We start from the raw sequence: 17,757 nt of genomic DNA on the forward strand, positions 1-17,757 counted from the left end.
GCGCCGAGTCCGCAGATTAAGGGAGCTTGAACCAATGTCTATCTTTCTGAACAAGGATTCGAAGGTCATCGTCCAGGGCATCACCGGTGGTGAGGGCACCAAGCACACCGCGCTGATGCTCAAGGCCGGTACTCAGGTTGTCGGCGGCGTCAACGCCCGCAAGGCCGGAACCACCGTGTCGCATGTGGATAAGAGCGGTCAAAGTGTCGACTTACCCGTGTTCGGCAGTGTCGCCGAGGCCATCAAGGAGACCGGGGCCGACGTGTCGATCGCCTTCGTGCCGCCGGCCTTCTCCAAGGACGCCATCATCGAGGCAATCGACGCCGAGATCCCGCTGCTCGTTGTCATCACTGAGGGAATCCCGGTGCAGGACAGCGCGTATGCGTGGGCCTACAACGTCGAGAAGGGCAACAAGACCCGCATCATCGGGCCCAACTGCCCCGGCATCATCACCCCCGGCGAGGCGCTGGTGGGTATCACTCCTAACAACATCACCGGCACCGGTCCGGTCGGTCTGGTGTCCAAGTCCGGCACCCTGACCTACCAGATGATGTACGAGCTGCGCGATTTCGGCTTCTCCACCGCCATCGGTATCGGCGGCGACCCCGTCATCGGCACCACCCACATCGACGCCATCGAGGCGTTCGAGAAGGACCCGGAGACCAAGATCATCGTCATGATCGGTGAGATCGGTGGCGACGCCGAGGAGCGTGCGGCCGACTACATCAAGGCCAACGTGTCCAAGCCCGTCGTCGGCTACGTTGCGGGCTTCACCGCCCCCGAGGGCAAGACCATGGGCCACGCCGGTGCCATCGTGTCCGGCAGCTCGGGTACCGCCCAGGCCAAGAAGGAGGCCCTCGAGGCCGCCGGTGTGAAGGTCGGCAAGACGCCGTCCGAGACGGCCAAGCTGGCGCGAGAGATCCTGCAGAGCCTGTAGGAGGTTTCCTGCGCAAGGGCCCCACCGGTTTTCCGGTTGGGGCCCTTGTTCTTTCGGCCCCGTCCGGTGTGAAGTTGCTGCGGAAATCAGGCCGAATTGCCTTTGTAGCTTCACGCTCAGTGGCCGTGAAATCTACTGGTAGGCGATATTTGGTTTCGTTCAGTGAGATTGCGTGACCTACGCATGAACAATCGGATGACATGCCCTGCGGGCCGACGCTGGGCGGCTACCTTTCCGATTCGTGGAGCTCTCGTTCGACACATCCGGACTGGTGCCGAGCGAGGATGGTTGGTACGACCCGGCTACCGGCGATCAGTTCTGGGTCTCGCATTCGCGGGGCGCCTATCTGTCGGTGCCGCTGAATGATGTGGGTGCGGTACGGCGAGTGCTCGTGGAGACCGTGCTCAATAGACGCGCGGGAGTTGTCGAGGCGTTCGTCGTCGGAGTCGACGCGCTACCTGGACTGCTGTACGTGGTGAAGGTGCCCAAAGCCGATGCCCCGCAAGGGCTCACCTTCATGGCCTCCATTGTGGTGCCGCGTGCGCACTCCTATGCGATGGTCTGCGGGGCGTTCGCGGAGGGGCCGGTTACCGGGACCCGAGAGGCGACTGTGCTCGAGGAGTTGCTGGCGGCCGGCGGCCCATCGTCGCAGATGTGGCCCCCACATCCGTACGCGCCAGATTTGGAACCAGGAATTCCGTACAACATCGCCGATGAAATGCGGTGGGATGAAAGGTTTCCTGATCACCCGCTGACGCGGCTGCGCCGGTGGGTGGCCGGAGTGACGCCGACCATCCGGGTGGCGCACAAGTTCGCCGCCCTGCCGCCGTTCTCGGTGCGTTAGGCGAAAGCGGCGAGTTTTCCGGACAGCCTGTCGATGTACGCCCGCACCTCTTCCTCGGAGCGGTCGGGCATCCCGAAGATCGCCTCGGTGACGCCCAGCTCGCGCCACGCGGCCAGCTGCTCGGGGTCGGGCTTGCCCGCCAGCACGTAGATCAGCGGGTCGCCGTCGCGCCCGGCCGCCTTCCATGCCTCCTTGAGCGCCACGATCTTTCCGGCGATGTCCTCATCGCGCGGAGTGGACATCCAGCCGTCGGCATTCTTGGCGATCCACGTGAAGTTCTTCTCGGTACCGCCCGCGCCCACGATCACCGGCACGTGCTTTTGCACGGTCTTGGGCCAGGCCCAGCTGGGCCCGAAGTTGACGAATTCGCCTGAGTAGCTTGCTTCTTCCTCTTCCCAGAGCCTGCGCATCGCTTCGATGTACTCGCGCAGCATGGTGCGGCGGCGCCCCGCGGGAACATGGTGATCGGCCAGCTCGTCGGTGTTCCAGCCATAGCCGACCCCCACGGTGACACGCCCGCCGCTCATGTGGTCAAGGGTGGCAATCGATTTGGCCAGGGTGATGGGGTCGTGCTCGACGGGGATGGCGACCGCGGTGGCGAGGCGAATCTTCGAGGTGACCGCGCAGGCGGCGCCCAGGGACACCCAGGGATCCAGGGTGCGCATATAGCGGTCGTCGGGCAGCTCGGCTCCGCCGGTGCCGGGGTGGGCGGCCTCGCGCTTGACCGGGATGTGGGTGTGCTCGGGAACGTAGAAGGTGCTGAACCCGCCGTCCTCGGCGGCCTTGGCGGCGATGGCCGGCGAGATGCCGCGGTCACTGGTGAACAGAACGAGGCCGTAGTCCATCCATCAATTAGAACGTGTTCCAGTTTTGTTGTCGAGGGCGGGTGCTGAATCACGCAGGGAACGGATCACGGTGAGCCAGACGGATGACCGCCCTGCGGGTTCGCTGTTTGCATACCTTCATGACGACCGAACGGATCTCCGACCACGTCAAATTCGCCTACTGGGTCCCCAACGTCAGCGGCGGGCTGGTTACCAGCACCATCGAACAGCGCACCGACTGGGGTTACGACTACAACGTCAAGCTGGCGCGCACGGCCGAGGACAACGGCTTCGAGTACGCGCTGACCCAGGTGCGTTACGAGGCGAGTTACGGCGCCGAGTATCAGCACGAATCCACCAGCTTTTCTCTCGCGTTACTGCTGGCCACCGAGCGGCTGAAGGTGATCGCCGCCGTGCATCCCGGGCTTTGGCAGCCGGGCGTGCTGGCCAAGCTGGGTGCCACCGCGGACCATCTCTCGGGCGGCCGTTTCGCCGTCAACGTGGTCTCGGGGTGGTTCAAGGATGAGTTCACCCACTTGGGCGAACCCTGGCTCGAGCACGACGAACGGTACCGGCGCAGTGCCGAATTCCTCCAAGTGCTGCGCAAGATCTGGACCGAAGACGATGTCGACTTCCGCGGCGACTTCTACCGGATTCACGATTTCACGTTGAAGCCGAAGCCGCTGCACACCCCCGAGCTGTTCCAGGGCGGCAACTCCACAGCGGCCCGGCGCAACGGCGGTCTCTACTCCGACTGGTACTTCTCCAACGGCAAGGACTTCGCCGGTATCACCGACCAGATCGTGGAGGTCCGGGACCACGCCCGCACCGTCGGTCGCGAGGTCAATATCGCGCTCAACGGTTTCATCATCGCCCGTGACACCGAGGCCGAAGCGCGCGACGTGCTGCGGGAGATCGTCGAGAAGGCCAATCGGCCCGCCGTGGAGGGCTTCCGTGCGGCCGTTCAGCAGGCGGGTGCCGCCACCGGTGACAAAAAGGGAATGTGGGCAGACTCCTCGTTCGAAGATCTTGTCCAATACAACGACGGATTCCGTACCCAGCTCATCGGCACACCCGAGCAGATCGCAGAGCGGATCGCCGCCTACCGCCGCCGGGGTGTGGACCTGATTTTGGGCGGCTTCCTGCACTTCCAAGAGGAGATCGAATACTTCGGTGCGAAGGTGCTGCCACTGGTCCGCGAGATCGAGGCGGCCGACTCTCAGGAAACGCTCAGCGAATACAGGGTGCCGGTCTTGAGCTAATCGGCGCCGACCGGGCCGTGTCTGGCCTCGTCTCGGCTTGGCTTCGGCTTGTCTCCGCCCCTGCGGGGATGGACGTGCAGTAGCGTGGAGGCGATCTACCCCGAGACCACGACCGAAACCGTGACGTAGGAGATGTAATGACGTATTCGACCGGTGGGCCCGGATACCAGCCCGCGCAGCCGTCCAACCCGTACGGCACCCCGTCTTTCGTGGCCGAGCCCAACACGGGCGCGCTGGGGGTTTACCTGCCCGGTGGTGTCCTGGTGCTGAGCCTGATCGGCTTCATCGCCGGCTTCGGGCCGTTCTACACCGGCAAGGCCAGTTCCGGAACGTCGGGCAGCTTCGGTGGGTTCGACCTTCTGGCGCTTTCCCCGGTCTTCGGCTTCGCCCAGTTCGCCCTGCTGATCGCCGGTCTGACCGCGGGTGTCTCGCTGCTGTCCGGTAAGGACGACAAGCAGGCCCCCGTCGCGATTCTCTCGATTGTCGGTTTCCTCTTCGTGCTCGGCGGGCTGTTCGGCAACCCGTTCGCGGCCGCCGTCGGCGAGGTCGGCATCGGTTGGGGCCTGATCACCCTTGCCGTGGTCTCGGGCCTGCAGGCCGCAGTGTCGGTGTACTCCCTGCTCAGCGAGGTGGGTGTCATCAAGGCTAAGACTGCGTCGCCGGCGGCCAACCCGTTCGGCAACCAGTATCAGCCCCAGCAGAGCTACTACACCCCGGCACAGCAACAGCCGCAGCAGCAGCTGCCCAAACAGGGACAGGGACAGAGCTACGGACAGGCTCAGGGATACGGCCAGCAGCAGGGATACGGCCAGCAGCAGCCCGCGCAGGGCTATGGCCAGAGCGGCGCCCAGGCAGCTCCCGGCTACGGTCAGCAGCAGTCCGCTCCGGCGGCTCCGCCTTCGTACGGTGGCTACGGTCAGCAGCAACCGCAGTCGGCCCCTCCGACCCCGCCGCAGGGCTTCAGCAGCTCGGGCTTCACGCCTCCGTCGTCACAGCCCGCCCAGCAGGCAGCTTCCTCACAGCCGACCCAGCAGTACCCCACCTTCGGTGCGGCCAGCGGTCAGGCGGCGGGCGGTGAGCAGCAGAGCAGCGCAGGCGCTGGCGGTGGGTCCGCCTCTGCCAGTGGTGACGATCTGTTCGGCACCTCGCGTCCCTCCAATTAAGACTGTGTTCACGGCTTGGATGAGCCGCTGGCGCGAAGACCATCGGCTCCCGATCGGCGCGTGAACCAACCCTCGCGCGCCAATCCCGCACAGGCTCGCGCACTGCTGACGGTCGCATTTGGGCCGTCAGCAGTTGCGTTGGTCATCATTGCGGCAATCGTTCTGGTGCAGTTGGTGATCGCCAACAGCGATATGACCGGGACGTTCGGTGCGGTGGCCAGTATGTGGCTGGGCACTCACTTGGTACCGATCTCCATCGGTGGTCGCGTCATCGAGGTACTGCCGCTCCTGCCCACGGCGGCGATGGTGTGGGGTGTCGCCCGGACGGTGGCCTCGGCCCTCGCCCCGACCACGTCCTGGTACGTGATCCGGTGGGTGATCGCTTCGGCGCTGGCAGGCCCGCTGCTCATGACGGCCATATCGCTGGCGATCATCCATGACGCGTCGACGGTGCTGACGCAGCTGCAATCACCGAACGCTCTGCGCGCCTTCGGCTGCGTATTGGGTGTGCATGCGGTAGGTGCGGTCATCGGCGTCGTGACGCGAGTCGGCAGGCGGATCGCGCTCGTTCTGCAGCTGCCGTCGTGGCCGATGGATGCCGCCCGTGGTGCCGTCGCCGGCGTGCTGGCGCTGTTCGGGCTCTCCGGGGCCGTCACGGCCGGCTCGCTGGTGGTCCACTGGGCGACGATGGATCAGCTGTACTCGGTTACCAACGATTTTGTCGGTCAGCTCAGCTTGACCCTGTTGGCGATCCTGTACGCCCCCAATGTGATTCTCGGCTCCTGCGCACTGGCTGTGGGCTCCAGCGCGCACGTGGGGACCGCGACCTTCAGCGCTTTCGCGGTGTTCGGGGGGCAGCTGCCGGCGGTACCCATTCTGGCGGCGGTCCCCACCCCGCCGCTGGGGCCGGCCTGGGTCGCGCTGATGATCATCGGTGCGGTATCCGGGGTGGCCGTCGGTCAACAGTGCGCGCGCCATCCGGTGCCGTGGCCCACCGCGATCCACAAAGTGGTGACGGCGGCCCTGCTGGCCGCCACCTTCCTGGCGATCGTCGGCAAGCTGGCCGGCGGACAGCTCGGGAACTTCGGGCGTCTGGGTATCGACCAGGGCACCTTTGGCCCCGGGGTGTTCTTCTGGTTCCTGGTCATCGGCTTGCTGACGGTGTTCATGCTGGGTGGGGCGACCCGCCTGCCCGCCAGGACGCGGCGCGATCCGGAACCCGCACCCGAGCCCGAGATGGATCCGGAACCCGCACCCGCACCCGAGCCGGATCCGGAACCCGCACCTGAACCTGAACCACAGCGCGAGCCGGAACCCGAATCAGAACCCGAAGCCGACACGGATGAGGGTCCCGAGATCGACCCCAGCGACCCTCCGGAATCGGCCAAGTGACCAGCCCGGCTACGCTCAGCGGCGTGTCGGTGCCCAGTCAGTCAGTCGAGATCGCGCCATCTGCTCCCGCGCGGGTCGTGGTCTTGGCCTCCGGTACCGGTACCCTGCTGCGTTCCCTGCTGGACGCGGCCACCGGCGATTTTCCCGCGCGCATCGTCGCGGTGGGCACCGACCGACCGTGTCCCGCCCTCGATATCGCTGCCGACGCACAGCTCCCCAGCTACATGGTGCGACTCGGCGATTACGACTCCCGCGAACAATGGGACGCGGCGATCGCCGAGGCCACCGCGGTGCACCGCCCCGACCTCGTGGTGTCCGCCGGGTTTATGAAGATTCTTGGACCGCAGTTCCTTTCGCAGTTCTTGGGCCGCGTGATCAATACCCACCCTGCGCTGCTGCCGTCCTTTCCCGGCGCGCACGCCGTGCCCGAGGCCTTGGCGCATGGCGTCAAGATCACCGGCTGCACCGTGCATCTGGTCGACGCGGGGATGGACACCGGGCCGATCCTTGCCCAGCAGGCCGTCCCGGTAGACCGGGACGACGACGAGGCGAGTCTGCATGAACGCATCAAGGTAGTGGAACGGACCCTGCTGGTAGATGTGCTGGCCGCGGTGGCCACCAAAGGTTTGACATGGAACGGAAGAAGGGCCTCCATCAAGTGAGTACGCAGCGACCCGTACGTCGGGCATTGATCAGCGTTTACGACAAGACCGGGCTGGAGGAGCTCGCCAGCGGTCTCCATGCGGCCGGTGTGGAGCTGGTATCCACCGGATCCACGGCGAAGACCATTGCGGCTGCGTCAATTCCAGTGACGCCTGTGGAGGATGTCACGGGTTTTCCGGAGGTGCTGGACGGCCGGGTGAAGACTCTGCACCCGCATGTGCACGCCGGCGTGCTGGCCGACACCCGCCGCGAAGAGCACCTCACCCAGCTCGAAGAGCTAGGGGTGCAGGGCTTCGAGCTGGTGGTGGTCAACCTGTATCCGTTCGCGGCCACGGTGGCCTCGGGCGCCTCGGAAGACGAATGCGTCGAGCAGATAGATATCGGCGGACCTTCGATGGTGCGCGCCGCGGCCAAGAACCACCCGAGCGTCGCGGTTGTCGTCGATCCGGCCGCGTACGGCGAGGTGCTGGCCGCGGTCACCGCCGGAGGCTTCACCCTGGAGGCGCGGAAGGTTTTGGCTGCCAAGGCGTTCCGGCACACCGCAGAATACGATGTGGCGGTCGCGGGGTGGCTCTCCGGTGTGGCAGAGCCCGGGGACGCCGAGCTGCCCTCATGGATCGGCGGCACGTGGAACCGTTCGGCGGTGCTGCGCTATGGAGAGAACCCGCACCAGCAGGCGGCCCTGTATATCGGTGCCGCCGGGCAGGGCCTTGCTCAGGCCGAGCAGCTGCACGGAAAAGAGATGTCGTACAACAACTACACCGACGCCGACGCCGCGTGGCGTGCCGCATGGGATCAGGACAAGGCATGCGCGGCGATCATCAAGCACGCCAACCCATGTGGTATCGCGGTGTCGGACATCTCGATTGCCGATGCGCACCTCAAGGCGCACGAATGCGATCCATTGAGTGCGTTCGGCGGCGTGATCGCCGTCAACCGTGAGGTGAGTGTGGAGATGGCCGAGCGGGTGGCCGACATCTTCACCGAGGTGATCGTGGCCCCGGGGTACGCCGATGGCGCCGTCGAGGTGCTGAGCCGCAAGAAGAACGTGCGGCTGCTGCGTGCCGCACAACCCGAGTCGGGCAGCACCGAGTGGCGCCAGATCAGCGGTGGCCTGCTGGTCCAGGAGCGCGATGCGCTGGATGCGGAGGGCGACGATCCGGCCAACTGGACGTTGGTGGCCGGAGCCGCTGCCGATGCGGACACTCTGGCGGATTTGGTTTTCGCGTGGAAGGTGGGGCGGGCCGTCAAGTCGAACGCGATTGTCATCGCCTCGGGCGGTGCCACCATCGGTGTGGGCATGGGACAGGTCAACCGGGTTGATGCCGCGCGGCTCGCGGTTTCGCGTGGCGGAGACCGGGTCAGCGGTGCCGTCGCTGCCTCGGATGCGTTCTTCCCCTTCCCCGACGGCCTGGAGGTACTGAGCCAGGCCGGTGTGCGCGCGGTTGTTCATCCGGGCGGTTCGATGCGCGATGAGTTGGTAACCGACGCCGCCAAGGCGGCGGGTATCACCCTCTACACCACCGGAGCACGCCACTTCGCCCACTAAGGCGCATCACGAGGGAGAGCCGATGGTTCAGCCCAGTTTGGATTGGCCGGGCGAGCCACTGCGCTCGCTGGTGTGGACCCTGCAGGCCTGGGCCGTCACCATGCTGGTGTTTCTCGCGGTGGCTGTCATCGTCGCCCGTTTTACCCAGTGGGGACAACAGTTCTGGCGGGTGAACGCGCCTTTCTTCTGGGGGCGTGGCACCTGGCGCACGTGGGCGCTGTTGGCGTTCGTCATGTGGCACACCGTGTATATGGCGCGCGTCGCGGTCATCTTCACGTACCAGTACAAGGACCTGATGAATGCGTTACAAGTCGGGTCCGAGGCGCTCGTCACGCACGATTCCGCGCTGCTGACCGACGCGCGACAGGCGTTCTTCACGTCGTTCGCGATCAGCGGCGTCTTGGTCGTCCTGACGGTGACGTATACGGTGGTGGACCTTTTTCTGCGAAGGGTCTTCGCCATCAGGTGGCGGGTCTGGCTCAACACGCGGCTGGTTGATGACTGGATGAGCAAGGATGCCTTCTACCGCAACCGTTTTCTGGATCCGCCGGTTGAGAACCCGGATCAGCGGATCCAGAACGACATCGAAACGCACACCACCAAGTCGGTGGATCTAGTGCTCGGCGCCGTGAACAAGACCCTGCTGATTGTCATGTTCACCGGGGTGTTGTGGCAGCTCTCGGGTCCGCTGCTGTTGTGGGGATTCGAGATTCCGCGAGCCATGGTGTTCATCGCCTTCGTGTTCTCGATCACTGTCACCGTGCTGGCGTTCTGGATCGGTCGGCCGCTGGTGCGTCTGAATTTCCTAAACGAGCGATACGGCGCGAGCTTTCGATACGCGCTGGTCCGTCTGCGAGACAGCGCCGAACGAGTCGCGTTCTACCGCGGCGGGGAACGTGAACGGCGACTGCTGCATTCGCGGTTCAACGAAATCATCGCCAACATGTGGCGCATCGTGTTCGCGCAGTTGAGACTCAACGGCTGGAACCGGGGCGTCGGGGACGTGACGACGGGCATGATCCCGTACATCGTGCAGGCACCGCGCTTCTTCGCCGGCCAGATCAAGGTCGGCGATCTGCTGCAGACCGTCGCCGCGTTCGGGAATGTCTGCGGTGCCATGTCGTTCTTTCGGGACAGCTATGACGAATTCACCGTCTATCGGGCCGCCTTGCTGCGTATCGATCAGATGCTCGACAGTGACCACCGGGCTCGCGAGTTGCCCCGCATCGCCGTGACCGACGCCGACGCGGTCCTGACGCTCACCGACGTGGCGGTGCGGAACCTGCAAGGACAGGACATGATCACCGATCTGAATCTCGCGCTGACCCCGGGCGGCAGTGTCGTGGTGAAGGGGCCGTCGGGATGCGGCAAAACCACCCTGTTGCGCAGCCTGGCACAGTTGTGGCCACAGACCTCGGGCTTGGTGGCGCGTCCAGATGGATGGGCGACGTTGTTCCTGCCGCAGCTACCGTATTTGCCGCTGGGCAATCTCCGCGAGACCATCGTGTATCCGCTTCCCGTGGAAGAAGTTTCGGATGAGGAGCTGAAGCAGGCCCTGCGCGATGTCTCCCTCGGGCATCTCACCGAACGGCTGGACCAGGAGGCCGACTGGGCGGCTGTGCTCTCGCTGGGGGAGCAGCAGCGGGTCTCCTTCGTGCGGGTGCTGCTGGTGCGGCCCACAGTGGTGTTCTTGGATGAGTCCACCTCGGCCCTGGACGAAGGGCTGGAGGATGCGATGTACGCGTTGGTGCGCGAGCGGCTGCCCGCCTGCGCGGTGGTCAGTGTGGGGCACAGGTCGACGATTGACCGCCATCATCAGTCGCGGTTGGTGCTGACCGGAACCGGGGCATGGGAACTGTCCGCGACCGGAGCGTCGCCGTCTCGCTGATCGTTTGCGGAATGGAGCATCTCGGATGCTCGAAGATCATTGTCCCGGATTCCGCGCTGCTGGCAGAGGTAACATTGGGAAAGATTGCCCAGCTCCTGCGCTCCAGGGCTGTGGCGAGGTCGGCGGTGATGGTTCAGCTTGGCTGACCAATCTATATTCTCCAGTTGACGTGGCTGTATATCGATGTCACTATTTCGCTAGATCGGGGCTCCATCGATGGATATCGATGGATGCGGGGTGATGCATGCGCGCATATATGGCCGGCACGGATGTCTATGTTGCTGTATATCGCGCAAGGAAACTTCGTTGGGCTGGGGAAGATGTCGAATAGCCGGACGCGGTCCATTGCGCTGCGAGGTTCGCTACGTCCGATCAATGCGGATAGCCGGAGTTCAGACTGAGAGGCCGAAATGACCGAACCACACCTAGCGCAGCCCGTCCTTACAACGCCGGAAAAACCGACGTGGTGGAAGAACAGAAAATTCTGGACCGTCGTGGGCGTCATCCTGGCGATTGCACTTGCCGCGGGCCGATTTGTCTTGCGTGAGCACAGGGCCGAGGAACGTAGCCGCCATTCGGCGGAGAAGGAGCTGGACAGCTTCGCGGTCGGTGACTGCGTGACGATGAGCCAGAGCAAGAGCGGCACCGACCTGACCAAGACTGGCTGCGAGGTGGACCCGAGCTACACGGTCGGCCTGCATATCGACGCGAGCGCCGAATGCTCCGACGGGAAGTACACCCAGTACAGCATCACCATCAAGGATGCGGCGGTGGGGAAGCTCTGCCTGGCGAAGAATCTTGTTGTGGGGCACTGCTATCAACAGGGCGGGCCCGGGGGCAGCACCCAATTGGTCGACTGCGCGAAGGCCGGAGAGAACGCATATCGGGTGGTGCAGCGGTTCGAACTGGACGACGAGAAGCGTTGTCCGGAGGATACGACGCCCTCGCGCTACTCGGCTCCACCGCGGACCTACTGCCTGGCTTTACCGACCGGATAACTCCGACACGTCGCCCGGGTGGAAGAAGCCGGGAACTTTTGGTCACCGGCGTACGACTGATGTAGTGACGGTGCCCGCGGGCTGGGTGCGCGTCGATCGCGGTGGCGCCATGCGACGGATGTCACCGCGGAGTTCCTGACCATCGAATGAAAGGAATCACCATGCGCGACATCGCTGTAGAGATCGTTGTTGAGGACGAGGAAATCGTCACCGCGACGGAAATGGTTGCCAGCCACTAAGAGTGGTTGCCGGGGGCGGGCGGTTATCCCATTGGCCGTCCGCCCCCGGAAGCACGCATGGAGACGAAATAGTGTTCGTCCAGGATCCACGTTGGCGTCAATTCGTCGCCGATCATGCTCCGCGCTATGAAGAGACGGTCTTTCTTCCCGCATTGGTCCCGTCGCCCTCGGCGTTCAGCGAACGGATCACGGCAGCGGTCACGTCTGCGACGTCGAGCGGCGCAAAAGGATTGAGGCTGCGCGGATTCCGGGGCAGCGAGTTCGATTTCAAGCTCACCGAGCGACTCTCGCGTACGCCCCCGACGGACGGGCAGTCCCTGACCGAGTGGCTTTCCGGTGCGGCTGACGGTCGTCCGGCGTGTGTCGCCATCAACGACGTGTCATCGTGGGATCTAGGCCTCGCCGCACTCGCGCAGTCGGTGGTGCGTAGCCTGGTCCCCGGTCGGGATCTGGTTTCCGGTGCGGATATCTATACCTTTATCGCCGATGTGGAGTGGACGCCCTTCGGCATCCACAAGGATGACGAGCCGTCGTTGATCTTCCACCTAGGCCCGGGTCTCAAGGAGCTCTGGGTATGGCCGTCGGGCGGCATTGGCCAAGATCAACTGTTCGAAAACCCGTCGCTGGGCCGGGTGTCGTTCGACTTCGAACGGCTGCTGCCCGGGGCGAGCCGCTACACGCTGCGCCCTGGTGACTTCGTGTGCATTCCCCAGGGGCGCTATCACCTGTTTCGCAACGTGGGTCCGTCGATGTTCCTGGGAGTCACGCTCTTTCCGCCCGACATCCGGAAATCCTTCTCGGACTTGATGGTCGGCCACTTCGGCGCGCGGCTTGAGGAAGCGGGTGAGCCGTGCAGCTTCGCTGATGTCAGCCGGACGGTCATGGACGTGCTCCGCGATCCCGAGGCTCTCGCCGGATTGGCCACGACCATGGAATTGGCCGCGGCCAAGCAGCGCACCGCCGGATATCTGCGCGCGCCGAAGGCTGCCGCCCTGAGAATCGGTGCCCCGCCTGCCGATGCCACGCTCGCCTGGGCCTACACGGGAGTGGTGGAGTGTGTTGCCGGCGCGGACCGCACTCATCTGGTGGCCCGGGGCCGGGAGATCGTCTTCGGTGGCGCTGTGAATCTTGACGAACTTCTAGCGCTCGACGGTGAGTTCACCTTGCGCGATCTTGATGCCGTCCTGGCGCCGCAACTGGACGATGAGGACCGGCGCCGCCACGTGGTGAATGCGCTGTGGCGGTTGGGCGCCCTGTCCTTGGGTCGAGCCCCGTCTAGCGCTCTTCCAACGACTCGCGCCGCTTGCGCCGCTTCCGCTTGACGTTGACGCCACCCCACAGCGAGAACCCCTTCACTGTCACGTGGGGGGCGCCTTGTACACCATTGCCGCTCGCCGAGTGATCGAAGCCACCCATGACGGCCACGCCCTTGACGTCCACGTTGACCTCGGGTGGCAAGAGAATCGTCTGTCCGCCCATGATGGAGAAGGACCTGATCTCAACCTCGTTGGAGGTGAAGTCGGCGTAGCGCAGATCCAGCACGCCGCCACCCCACAGCGCGAATGAGGTGAGCTTGCCGGGAACATTCCAGCGGCCGCGTCGTTCGAACCCGCTCATGATGGCCATCAGCACCGTCGATGGCGCTGGCTTGCTGCCTTGACCCCGGACCGGGGAGGTGGCGACGTCGGGGAGGTCCGCGCTGAGCTGATCAAGCTCACCGTAGGTATTTGCCGAGTACACCTTGGCGAGGCGCTGCTCGAACTCGGAGAGCTCCAGCCGGCCCTGCGCGGCAGCGTCGGATAACAGCTGCGCGACACGCATGCGATCGACGTCTGCGGCCCGCATCGATGCGGTCACCCGCTCAGGGAGGTTGCTCATCACCGCCGAGCCTACGACGAACGGCGCTTAAAGGCACGCGGTTCAATAGTGTTGCTCAGCGCACTACATACGTAGTGGCGCGTGGTTCACACTTGCCAGGCGGGAGGCCGCTTCTGGAGGAACGCCAGCATGCCCTCCTGTGCCTCGGGCGACACGAACAGGCGCGCCGAGGTTTCCGTCAACTCGACTGCACGCGCGTCGAAATCGGCGAGGATCGGCGCAGTGGTGAGCCGCTTCGACTCGGCCAGTCCCTGTGGTGAACCCAGCGCGATGTCGTCCACCAACGAGGTGACCGCGGCCTCGACAGCCTCGGCGCTGTCGACGGACTGGGTGACCAAACCGATCTCCGCGGCCACCCGCGCGTCGAACTTCTCGCCGGTGACGAAGTAGCGTCCCGCGGCCCGGCTGGTGAGCCGGGGCAGCAGGGTCAGCGAGATGATCGATGGCGCCACCCCGATGCGTGCCTCGGTGAGCGCGAACGTGCTGTCCGGACCCGCCACCGCGATATCGGCCGCACCGACGAGACCGAAACCGCCGGCCCGCACATGGCCATTGACGGCGATGATGACGGGCAGTGGCAGCTCCAGGATGTCGCGCAGCAGTGCGGTGAGCTGACCCGCCCGGTCCTTGGCGATGTCCTGCGGTGACCCCTCAGAGGCCTCAGACAGATCCGCTCCGGCACAGAAGGTGTTGCCGGTGTGGGTGAGTACCACGGCGCGCACCGTCTGGTCCGCGGCGGCCCGCTGCAGTCCCTCCCGCAATTGCCGTACCAGCCCGCTGGACAACGCATTACGGTTGTGCGGCGAGTCGAGCGTCAGGCGTGCGGCACGGCCTTCGACCTCGTACTGGACCAGGGTGTCACTCATCGGGGCGTCTCCTTGAGTACGAATCAGTACGAACGGGGCAGGCCAAGGGAGGTCTGCGCGACGAAGTTGAGAATCATCTCGCGGCTGACCGGGGCGATACGCCCGAAACGGGACAGGTTCAACAGCGGTGCCACGCCGTACTCGGTGGTCAACCCGTTGCCACCCAGTGATTGCACGGCGCGGTCCGCCGCGCGGCAGGCCACATCAGCGGCCGCGTACTTGGCCATGTTGGCGGCCTCCGCGGCGCCCCAGTCATCGCCGCAGTCGTACAGTGTGGCCGCCTTCTGCATCATGAGCTTGGCCAGCTCCAGTTCGACCTTGATCTCGGCCAGCGGGTGCGCGATGGCCTGGTGTGCACCGATCGGGGTCTTCCACACCTGGCGGGTCTTCACATACTCGGTGGCCTTGTTCAGTGCGAGCCGAGTCAGGCCAACACCGCTGGCAGCGCCCATGATTCGTTCCGGGTTGAGACCGGCGAACAGCTGCATGAGTGCGGCGTCCTCGGAACCGACGAGCGCGTCACCGGGCACGCGCACATCGTCGAGGAATACCTGGAACTGCTGCTCGGGCAGCGTCAGCTGCATATCGATGGGGGTGTACTCGAATCCCTTGGTGTTGGTGGGCACCACGAACAGCGCAGGCTTGAGTTTTCCGGTCTTGGCTTCTTCGGTGCGGGCCACCACCAGCACCGCGTTGGCCTCATTGACACCAGAGATGAAGACCTTGCGTCCGTTGAGGATCCAGTCACCGCCGTCGCGCTTGGCGGTGGTGATGATGTTGTGCGAGTTGGAGCCGGCATCGGGCTCGGTGATCGCGAACGCCATCTTGAAGCTGCCCTCGGCCATCGCCGGTAGCCAGCTCTTCTTCTGGGCGTCGGTGCCGTACCGGGCGATGATGGTGGCATTGATCGCGGGGGAGACGACCATCAACAGCAGTGGGCAACCGGCCGCGGAGAGCTCTTCGAAGACGAGCCCGAGCTCGTACATGCCGGCGCCGCCGCCACCATACTCCTCCGGAATGTTCACCCCGAGGAAGCCGAGTTTCCCTGCTTCATCCCACAATTCGGCCAAGGGCTCGTGAGTCTTGGACTTCTCCAGGTAGTACTCGTGGCCGTAGCTGGCGGCCAGAGACGCCACTGCCTGACGCAGGGCCTTGCGCTCGTCGGACTCGACGTACGGGTTCGGCTGGGTCATGCTGGCTCTCCTTCTGTGGTGGCCTCGGCGGCCAACTGGGCAAGTACGGTGCCGAGCTCGACCTGTTGGCCGGGTTCGACATTCAGGATTTCGACGACACCGTCCGCGGGCGCGACGATGGTGTGTTCCATCTTCATGGCCTCCAGCCAGACGATGGGGGTCCCCGCGGTGACGGCGTCACCCACGGCGGCGCCGAGGCGCAGTACCACCCCCGGCATGGGTGCGATGAGCGATCCCGCCGCCACCTCGGTGCTGGGGTCGGTGAACCGTGGAACCACCGTCAGCGCCACCGGGCCGAGTGGGGAATCGATGTCGACGGTGTCCCCGTAGTTCGCGACATCGAAACCGCGCCGCACGCCATCGATGACGAGTGCCACGTGTTCCGGTGTCGCCGAGACCAGTTCGATAGTGGGCCAGGCCGTGTCGGATGCGCCATCGAGCTCGAGGCCGGTGCGTGTCAGGCGGTATCTGACGCGCACGGTGCTGTCACCGGCCACGAATTCCTTGGTCTGGAAACCCGAAGACGGGCCTCGCAGGTTGCGCCAGCCGCTCGGGACGGCGGCGCAGGCCACCGCCGCGGCCCGGTTCGCGGCGGCATCGGCCAGCGCGGCGGCGAGGGCCGAATACTGATGTGCGGCTTCGTCCGCCAACGGTCTGGCCAGCGTGTCCAGACCGTGTTTGTCCAAGAACGACGTATCGGTATCGCCGTCCAGGAACGCCGGATGGCGCAACACGTTGACCAGCAGGTCGCGGTTGGTGGTGAGCCCGTGTATGCGCGCGCGTTCCAGTGTCGACGCCAGTAGCCGTGCCGCTTCGGTGCGGGTGGGCGCCACCGTGATGACCTTGGCGAGCATCGGGTCGTAATGCACCGAGACGGTGGAGCCGCGAAGCGGGCGACCTTCAACCTCCGCGCCGGTCTCGATCATCGAATCCAGGCGGACGCCATTGCGTCCCGGGTGTCCCGGAAGATGGAATTCGGCAGTGGCGCCGGGGATGTCGAAGCGCCGCACCGTGCCGCTCTGCGGCTGCCACCCCGCCGCGGGATTCTCCGCGTATAGGCGCGCCTCGATCGAATGGCCCTGGATGGCGGGTGGCTCGGCGGGCAGTGTGCCGCCATCCGCCACCTGAATCTGCAGGGCCACCAAGTCAAGACCGGTGGTGCACTCGGTGACCGGATGTTCCACTTGCAGACGGGTGTTCATCTCGAGGAAGAAGAACTCACCGTCCTCGGTGGCCAGGAACTCCATGGTCCCGGCTCCGACGTAGCCGATGGCCGCCGCGGCGGTGCGAGATGCCTGGAAGAGCCGCTCTCGCATGCCGTCAATCCGCGTGACCAGTGGTGAGGGAGCCTCCTCGATGACCTTCTGGTGGCGGCGCTGAATGGAGCATTCACGTTCGCCCACCGCCCACACGGTGCCGTGGGCGTCGGCCATCACCTGCACTTCGATGTGCCTGCCCGTACCCAGGTAACGCTCACAAAAGACGGTTGGATCGCCGAACGCCGATTGTGCTTCCCGTTGTGCCGCAGCGATTTCGGCAGGAAGTTTGTCAAGTTCGGAAACGATGCGCATGCCGCGCCCGCCGCCACCGGCGGAGGCCTTGACCAGCACCGGGAGCTGCGCGGTGGTCACGGTTTCCGGATCGAGTTGGCCCAGCACCGGCACGCCCGCGGCATCCATGAGCTTCTTGGACTCGATCTTTGAGCCCATCGATTCGATGGCGGCTACGGGAGGGCCGATCCAGGTAAGGCCGGCATCGGCAACCGCCCGTGCGAAATCGGCATTCTCCGAGAGAAATCCGTAGCCGGGGTGGATCGCGTCGGCTCCGGTGGCTTTGGCCGCGGCGATGATGAGCTCGCCACGCAGGTAGGTCTCGGCGCTTGAGGTGCCGGGTAGGTGAACCGCGGCGTCGGCCTCGGAAACGTGCGGGCTGTCGGCGTCGGCATCGGAGTAGACGGCGACAGTTCCCAGGCCGAGCTTGCGACAGGTGGCGAAGACGCGACGGGCGATCTCGCCGCGGTTGGCAACCAGAACGGAGGTGATTGAAGGCACTGTCATCGAT

16 protein-coding genes are annotated in these 17,757 nt (G+C 65.1%); 10 read left to right on the plus strand and 6 right to left on the minus strand.

The window, feature by feature from the left end:
• Positions 1-34 precede the first annotated feature (34 nt).
• Positions 35-937, plus strand: coding sequence for a succinate--CoA ligase subunit alpha (gene sucD, locus MAB_RS05495; RefSeq protein ID WP_005063434.1), 903 nt, complete (start codon positions 35-37; stop codon positions 935-937).
• Positions 938-1,178: 241 nt separating this feature from the next.
• Positions 1,179-1,781, plus strand: coding sequence for a hypothetical protein (locus tag MAB_RS05500; protein WP_005109742.1), 603 nt, complete (start codon positions 1,179-1,181; stop codon positions 1,779-1,781).
• Here MAB_RS05500 and MAB_RS05505 read toward each other — a convergent pair.
• A complete protein-coding gene (locus tag MAB_RS05505; RefSeq protein ID WP_005073792.1) occupies positions 1,778-2,626 on the minus strand; it encodes an LLM class F420-dependent oxidoreductase in 849 nt (282 codons plus the stop codon). The genes MAB_RS05500 and MAB_RS05505 overlap by 4 nt on opposite strands.
• Positions 2,627-2,745: 119 nt before the next feature.
• Between MAB_RS05505 and sfnG the strand changes: the two genes are divergently transcribed.
• The 7 genes from sfnG to MAB_RS05540 all read left to right on the plus strand — a co-directional run bounded on the left by sfnG (position 2,746) and on the right by MAB_RS05540 (position 11,520).
• Positions 2,746-3,867: a dimethylsulfone monooxygenase SfnG gene (sfnG, locus tag MAB_RS05510; RefSeq protein WP_005092820.1), complete on the plus strand. Its 1,122-nt coding sequence runs from the start codon at positions 2,746-2,748 to the stop codon at positions 3,865-3,867.
• Positions 3,868-4,004: 137 nt separating this feature from the next.
• Positions 4,005-5,030: a DUF5336 domain-containing protein gene (locus tag MAB_RS05515; RefSeq protein WP_005082920.1), complete on the plus strand. Its 1,026-nt coding sequence runs from the start codon at positions 4,005-4,007 to the stop codon at positions 5,028-5,030.
• Positions 5,031-5,090: 60 nt separating this feature from the next.
• Positions 5,091-6,422 carry a cell division protein PerM gene (locus MAB_RS05520; RefSeq protein WP_012296377.1) on the plus strand — a complete coding sequence of 444 codons (1,332 nt, stop codon included), beginning with the start codon at positions 5,091-5,093 and terminating at the stop codon, positions 6,420-6,422.
• Positions 6,419-7,084: a phosphoribosylglycinamide formyltransferase gene (purN, locus tag MAB_RS05525; RefSeq protein WP_005109748.1), complete on the plus strand. Its 666-nt coding sequence runs from the start codon at positions 6,419-6,421 to the stop codon at positions 7,082-7,084. The genes MAB_RS05520 and purN overlap by 4 nt, the downstream gene beginning before the upstream one ends.
• Positions 7,054-8,634, plus strand: coding sequence for a bifunctional phosphoribosylaminoimidazolecarboxamide formyltransferase/IMP cyclohydrolase (gene purH / locus MAB_RS05530; RefSeq protein WP_012296378.1), 1,581 nt, complete (start codon positions 7,054-7,056; stop codon positions 8,632-8,634). Before purN ends, purH begins: the two co-directional genes overlap by 31 nt.
• Positions 8,635-8,656: 22 nt before the next feature.
• Positions 8,657-10,522, plus strand: coding sequence for an ABC transporter ATP-binding protein/permease (locus tag MAB_RS05535; protein WP_005092824.1), 1,866 nt, complete (start codon positions 8,657-8,659; stop codon positions 10,520-10,522).
• A 494-nt stretch (positions 10,523-11,016) separates the two neighbouring features.
• A complete protein-coding gene (locus tag MAB_RS05540) occupies positions 11,017-11,520 on the plus strand; it encodes an LppU/SCO3897 family protein (protein ID WP_005109755.1) in 504 nt (167 codons plus the stop codon).
• On the opposite strand, the gene MAB_RS25370 is transcribed toward MAB_RS05540, so the two are convergent.
• Complete coding sequence (locus tag MAB_RS25370) at positions 11,493-11,756, minus strand: hypothetical protein (RefSeq protein ID WP_005109757.1); 264 nt, start codon at positions 11,754-11,756, stop codon at positions 11,493-11,495. The genes MAB_RS05540 and MAB_RS25370 overlap by 28 nt on opposite strands.
• 74 nt (positions 11,757-11,830) lie before the next feature.
• Here MAB_RS25370 and MAB_RS05550 point away from each other — a divergent pair, with 74 nt between their 5' ends.
• Complete coding sequence (locus MAB_RS05550; RefSeq protein WP_005109760.1) at positions 11,831-13,081, plus strand: hypothetical protein; 1,251 nt, start codon at positions 11,831-11,833, stop codon at positions 13,079-13,081.
• Here MAB_RS05550 and MAB_RS05555 read toward each other — a convergent pair.
• From MAB_RS05555 to MAB_RS05570, 4 genes are all read right to left on the minus strand, one after another.
• A complete protein-coding gene (locus tag MAB_RS05555; RefSeq protein WP_005092831.1) occupies positions 13,035-13,637 on the minus strand; it encodes a DUF1707 SHOCT-like domain-containing protein in 603 nt (200 codons plus the stop codon). The two genes, MAB_RS05550 and MAB_RS05555, sit on opposite strands and share 47 nt — an antisense overlap.
• Positions 13,638-13,723: 86 nt before the next feature.
• On the minus strand, positions 13,724-14,503 hold the full coding sequence (locus tag MAB_RS05560; RefSeq protein WP_005082912.1) for an enoyl-CoA hydratase family protein: 780 nt from the start codon (positions 14,501-14,503) through the stop codon (positions 13,724-13,726).
• A gap of 23 nt (positions 14,504-14,526) precedes the next feature.
• Positions 14,527-15,696 (minus strand): acyl-CoA dehydrogenase family protein, encoded by a 1,170-nt coding sequence (locus MAB_RS05565; protein WP_005082911.1) that lies wholly within the window; start codon positions 15,694-15,696, stop codon positions 14,527-14,529.
• Positions 15,693-17,753, minus strand: coding sequence for an ATP-binding protein (locus tag MAB_RS05570; RefSeq protein ID WP_005082909.1), 2,061 nt, complete (start codon positions 17,751-17,753; stop codon positions 15,693-15,695). Before MAB_RS05570 ends, MAB_RS05565 begins: the two co-directional genes overlap by 4 nt.
• Between the last annotated feature and the right edge of the window lie 4 nt (positions 17,754-17,757).

It is taken from the genome of Mycobacteroides abscessus ATCC 19977, from assembly GCF_000069185.1.
Lineage (GTDB): Bacteria > Actinomycetota > Actinomycetes > Mycobacteriales > Mycobacteriaceae > Mycobacterium > Mycobacterium abscessus.

Coding starts and splice junctions, on each gene's coding strand:
- sucD (WP_005063434.1), top strand. CDS start 35: ATGTCTATCTTTCTGAACAAGGATTCGAAGGTCATCGTCCAGGGCATC.
- MAB_RS05505 (WP_005073792.1), bottom strand. CDS start 2,626: ATGGACTACGGCCTCGTTCTGTTCACCAGTGACCGCGGCATCTCGCCG.
- sfnG (WP_005092820.1), top strand. CDS start 2,746: ATGACGACCGAACGGATCTCCGACCACGTCAAATTCGCCTACTGGGTC.
- MAB_RS05515 (WP_005082920.1), top strand. CDS start 4,005: ATGACGTATTCGACCGGTGGGCCCGGATACCAGCCCGCGCAGCCGTCC.
- purH (WP_012296378.1), top strand. CDS start 7,054: ATGGAACGGAAGAAGGGCCTCCATCAAGTGAGTACGCAGCGACCCGTA.
- MAB_RS05535 (WP_005092824.1), top strand. CDS start 8,657: ATGGTTCAGCCCAGTTTGGATTGGCCGGGCGAGCCACTGCGCTCGCTG.
- MAB_RS05555 (WP_005092831.1), bottom strand. CDS start 13,637: ATGAGCAACCTCCCTGAGCGGGTGACCGCATCGATGCGGGCCGCAGAC.
- MAB_RS05560 (WP_005082912.1), bottom strand. CDS start 14,503: ATGAGTGACACCCTGGTCCAGTACGAGGTCGAAGGCCGTGCCGCACGC.
- MAB_RS05565 (WP_005082911.1), bottom strand. CDS start 15,696: ATGACCCAGCCGAACCCGTACGTCGAGTCCGACGAGCGCAAGGCCCTG.
- MAB_RS05570 (WP_005082909.1), bottom strand. CDS start 17,753: ATGACAGTGCCTTCAATCACCTCCGTTCTGGTTGCCAACCGCGGCGAG.